At 59.3% G+C, this 3,685-nt stretch carries 2 protein-coding genes; both read right to left on the bottom strand.

The window, feature by feature from the left end; all coding sequences use genetic code 11:
- Positions 1-2 precede the first annotated feature (2 nt).
- On the bottom strand, positions 3-1,814 hold the full coding sequence (locus tag Q0M74_RS13430) for an ABC transporter ATP-binding protein (protein ID WP_293955293.1): 1,812 nt from the start codon (positions 1,812-1,814) through the stop codon (positions 3-5).
- The gene (locus Q0M74_RS13425) at positions 1,811-3,442 is read right to left on the bottom strand and encodes an ABC transporter ATP-binding protein (protein ID WP_293955291.1); all 1,632 of its coding nucleotides are present in this window, start codon (positions 3,440-3,442) and stop codon (positions 1,811-1,813) included. The genes Q0M74_RS13430 and Q0M74_RS13425 overlap by 4 nt, the downstream gene beginning before the upstream one ends.
- Between the last annotated feature and the right edge of the window lie 243 nt (positions 3,443-3,685).

Raw genomic sequence — 3,685 nt, 5'->3', positions numbered from 1 at the left:
ACTTAAGGCTGTGAATCAGATCCTGCCTCCCATCGCTGAAACAGCACGGCATAGCGTCCCCCCTGGGCCACCAGCTCATCATGGGTGCCATCTTCTACAATCTCACCGTCCTCCATCACGATGATCCGGTCAGCCACCACAGCCTGATCCAGGCGGTGCGCCACAACCAGGGAAGTCCGCCCGCGGGCGATCCGGGTCGCTGCAGTTTCCAGCATCCGGGCACTATCGCTTCCCGCCTCACTGGTGGCCTCATCCATGATGAGCACCGGCGGGTCACGCAGCACGATGCGTGCCAGCGAAATCTGCTGTTGGATCTCCGGGGAAAGTTCTTCCTCCCCCGCCCCCACAGCAGTATCTAACCCTTCTGGGAGCCAGTGCGAAAACGCCGCACCATCGCGTGCCAGACCCACCTCAGCCAACGCCTGGAGAAGCAGTTCATCAGATGCTCCCGGTGCCGCCATGAGGAGATCTTCACGCAGGGATCCAGAAAACAGGTGAACCTCCTGACTGATGAGTGTGACCTGTCGGGTGGTCCAGGTGTCTGACACCGTCCCGGTGTCGACATCGCCCACCATCACTGTCCCGGAATCAGGTCGTTGCAGCCCTGCGATCAAACCAGCCAGCGTGGATTTACCTGCACCGGAGGTTCCCACCAATGCTGTGGTACTGCCTGCGGCAAGGCTTAAATCCAGTCTCTTGAGCACACTTGCGCCACCTGGGTAGGCGTAGGTGAGATTATCCACCCGAACCTCAGGTGCTTCGGTGAGATCAGCAGGCTCGGGTGCTGAGGGTGCACGTTTAGCCAACAACGCCAGGGAGACCGCTCGTCCCAGGGAGGTCACGGCACTCTGAATCTCCGAGGCGAACATCAGTACATTGAAGACGTGGACCTCCATGCGCACGATGACAAAAACCGCGGCGGTGGCAGCCCCCACGGTGAGCACATCAACAGCCACCAGGTAGGCACCGATGCTGAACGCCCCGATGAGCAGAAGCCCGTAGGCAATGGAGCCTAGCAGCAGGATTCTGGTGAAGATCGGTGCGCGGTCCGCTGTGGCCTGCACGGATGTCCAGGAGGTTCTGCGCATCCTGCCCAGTGCCCAGTCTGACAGGCCCAGCACACGCAGTGTCCCCATGCCACGGATGGTGTCCAGGAGAAGGTTATTACGGCGTGCTTCTGTACTGGAGACCACATTGGTGGCGGTTGGAATCACCCGCACCGCACTTTTCACACCTGGTACCAGGATGAACACCACGGCCACGAAGATCAGGAGATAGGACCAGTGGATCGCCACCAGGGAGATCAGCGACAGCGGGAAAATCAACATGGTGACCACCAGTCGCACACCGGTCATCGCGGTGATGCGCACCGTGTTGTCGATGTCCTGGGTGATCCTGCTGATCACGTTTCCAGTCCCCAGCTGCATGACATCGGGCACCGGTGCTCGCAACGCTGAGGATAACGCCACCTTCCTCAGATCAACTGAGAGCCTTCTGGTGCGAGAATTGATGAAGTACTGCAACAGGGACCGCCCAGCAGTCTCTGTGATGATGGCCAGACCCACCACGGCCACCAGCAGGGTCATACCACCGGAGCCCCCACCGATGATGGGTAGGGAGTCCCCATTGATGATGTTGAGGGAGAAGCCCAAGAGATTGGAGGTGCCCACCATGGCGGTCACGGTGATCACAGCAACCAGGAAGAAGCCTGCGTACCAGCCTGTCTTTGGCCTGCCGGGGAGTGTGGCCAACATACGTCCGGACTCCCCCATACCTGCAGGCGCCAGGGAATCAGCGTGGATATCGTTTCTCATACCTGCTCCTGACCGCTAATGAAGTTGTTCTGCACCTGATCTGCCACCGTGCGCCAGGTCGGATTGGAAGTGATGACAAGGGTGCGTCGATAAGCACTGGAGCGTAAGTCCGCAACACGGTGGGCCACCTGGTCAAGAGTGACCGCATCAAGCCCGGTGGTCGGTTCATCCAAAACCAACAACTCCGGATCAGCCGCGAGGAAACGGGCCAGCGCAATACGCTGGCGCTGCCCACCAGACAGGTTCAAACCCGCCTCACCGATGGCCGTGTCAGGCAGGACAAGAGTGGAAGCATCTTCGGGCAGCTCCCCACCCAGGCGACGCAGAATATCCTGACAACTGGCAGCCCAGAGGGCGTCCTTCAGTAACTGCGGCGACACAGTACCCAGAGGATTGAGATTATCGGTGAGCGTTCCCTCAAACACGCTCACGCGGTGCGGCGCCACCACCACACCTTCCACACTTGCCAGAGCAGCCAGTTCACGGTCCACCACCTGACGGTCCTCCGCCGACCCCGGATTCCACACCGTCAACCCCGGACCAATGGAAATCAACGGGGTGTGTGCTTCCGGCTCCCCAGAGACCGCAGAGAGGTCCTCCACCAACGCCTGCACACGCCCCGTAGACGCCTGACCCCGCGCCCAGATCTCCGTGAGCATCCCCAGAGAAATACCCAACACCGTCAGAGAAGGCGGCACCAGGAGAGTAATCGAGATCATCTCGCCACCAGAGATCTCACCGGCAAAAGCCAACGAGGCTGCATACCCCAGCAAACCGATGGAACAGGCAGCCGGCACCAACTGCCGCAGGAAATTCAACGACGCCTGCAGGCGCACCTCATACAACATCACATCCAAGGCACCATCTGCCGCCACAGCAAACCGCCTCTCCGTATGCTCCACAGCACCGAGCCCCTTGACCACCCGCGAGCCCTGTGCCACATCAGTGGCAATAGCCACCGAAGCGGCCTCAGCTTTACGACGCCTGGCCGACACCCTGGTCAACGGCGCCGACGTCAGATAAGACGCCACCGCAGTCAAGACTCCCCCAAGCACCAGCAACACAGCAAGCAACGGCGAGATCGGAGCAATAGCCACCGTGGCACCCAGAAGAAAACCCACCATCGCAATCGGAAAATTGAGAATATTCTTCATCCCACCGATCTGCACCGAATCCTGATCCACCGTATTCAACACCGCGCCGGGAGAAATTGAACTCTTCAGTGTGCTCAGCAGTTGCCCAGACAGCTCCAGCCGCAGAGTGTGCACCACCCGTGCTGCTGTCAGATCGGTCAGGGCATCGGAGGTGGCCTCCAGGATATAAACCAGCCACAGACACAATGTGACAGCTCCCGCAATGATGACAACAGGCCACAGCTGGCCTGCTTCATCCCGGAATGCCCACTCCGTTCCCCGCCCAATGATCAGGGACACCCCTGCATTGATTCCGCTGGAGAGCAACAGCCCCAGCACCATCACCCAGGTACCGGCAGGAAAAGCCCACAGCAAAGACCACGCCGCCGACCTGGTTCCCGCCCCAACAACCCGGGGAAGAAGAAGTGTCGCATCAGTAGGAGAATCAGGAATGAACCATGACCAGGTGCGCATCCTGCGAAACTCATGTGCCATGAGGGTTAAAGATACCCCACCGGCAGAAAGGCTCTCCGGATTTTCAACACCATGCTTCAGCACATTCTGAACAACTCACACCCCTGTAACTTATGCATCGGCATTTCCATGCCCTGAACTGCGGATTTGTCTTTGAATGAAGAATCGGGCTATTGTTTATCTCGTGCCAAGGGCGAACAGCCCATAACACCCAGCCCGGGTGGCGGAATGGCAGACGCGCTAGCTTGAGGTGCTAGTGTCCTA

The organism is uncultured Corynebacterium sp. (genome assembly GCF_945649885.1).
In the GTDB taxonomy this organism is placed as follows: Bacteria; Actinomycetota; Actinomycetes; order Mycobacteriales; family Mycobacteriaceae; genus Corynebacterium.
This window is presented reverse-complemented; position numbering and strand designations above follow the sequence as displayed.

Excerpts from the sequence above, each read along its gene's own strand:
- Q0M74_RS13430 (WP_293955293.1), bottom strand. The coding sequence starts at position 1,814 with ATGAGAAACGATATCCACGCTGATTCCCTGGCGCCTGCAGGTATGGGG.
- Q0M74_RS13425 (WP_293955291.1), bottom strand. The coding sequence starts at position 3,442 with ATGGCACATGAGTTTCGCAGGATGCGCACCTGGTCATGGTTCATTCCT.